The following is a 1010-nucleotide window of genomic DNA, read 5'->3' on the forward strand; positions in this document are numbered from 1 at the left end:
GCCGCATATTCCGTGACTACGCGAATGGCATCAGCCCTTTGACAATAGCCAAACAGCTCAATGCGGAAGGCATACCCGGCCCGTATGGCAAGCTATGGGGCAACACTACCGTACGGGGACACATCAAGCGCGGCACCGGCATCCTTAACAACGAACTTTATGTCGGCCGGCTCATCTGGAATCGGCAACGTTATCTCAAGGACCCTCTTACGGGTCGTCGTGTCTCGCGCATCAATCCCGAATCCGAGTGGATTGCAACGGAAGTACCCGAGCTGCGAATTCTCGATGACGACTTGTGGCAAGCCGTGAAGGCACGCCAAACCTCTCTGCGCATTGACTACGCGCGCTCGATGGACAGCGCAAACGTGGGGGAGGAACTTCGTATGAAGCGCCGTCCAAAATCATTGTTATCCGGCCTGCTGTTCTGCGGCAGTTGCAATGGCCCGGTCTCACTGCGCGGCCAGGATCGTTTCGGGTGTTCGGCGCACTTGAACCGACGTTCGTGCACGAACGCTCGCACCGTCAAGCGCGAAGCGCTTGAGGCGCGGGTTCTTGAGGGCCTTCGCCACCGGTTGATGGCGCCTGAGATTGTGGCTGAAGCCATCCACGCCTATGTCGAGGAGACCAATCGCCTGAACCAACAACAGCGCGCGGCAGCGGCTGCTGACAAAGCGGAGCTCAAAAAGGTGATGAAGGCCATCGAGCATCTTGTGAACATGGCAGCCGATGGTGATGGCACGCGGGGTCTGGTCGACAAGCTGTTGGCACTGGAGGCGCAGGAAGATGCCATACGGGCGCGGCTGAGCGAGGCGCCTTATATTGCCCCGGATATCCATCCGAACATTGCGAAGTTCTATCGCAAGAAAGTTGAGCGCCTATCCGAGGCTCTCCATCATCCCTCTGAACGAGATGAGGCGGCATGCGCCATTCGCGGTCTGATCGAGCGCGTCACGCTGTTTCCCGGCGCCAAACCTGGCGAGATGAGTGCCACGCTGCACGGTGAGTTCGGG

The 1010-nt window shown here is 58.9% G+C and carries 1 protein-coding gene; it reads left to right on the forward strand.

What is annotated here, in order from left to right:
* Window positions 1–5: 5 nt before the first annotated feature.
* A partial coding sequence (locus tag L284_RS40620; RefSeq protein ID WP_268745356.1) for a recombinase family protein occupies window positions 6–1010 on the forward strand: 1005 nt, incomplete at its 3' end.

This window comes from Novosphingobium lindaniclasticum LE124, assembly GCF_000445125.1.
Lineage (GTDB): Bacteria > Pseudomonadota > Alphaproteobacteria > Sphingomonadales > Sphingomonadaceae > Novosphingobium > Novosphingobium lindaniclasticum.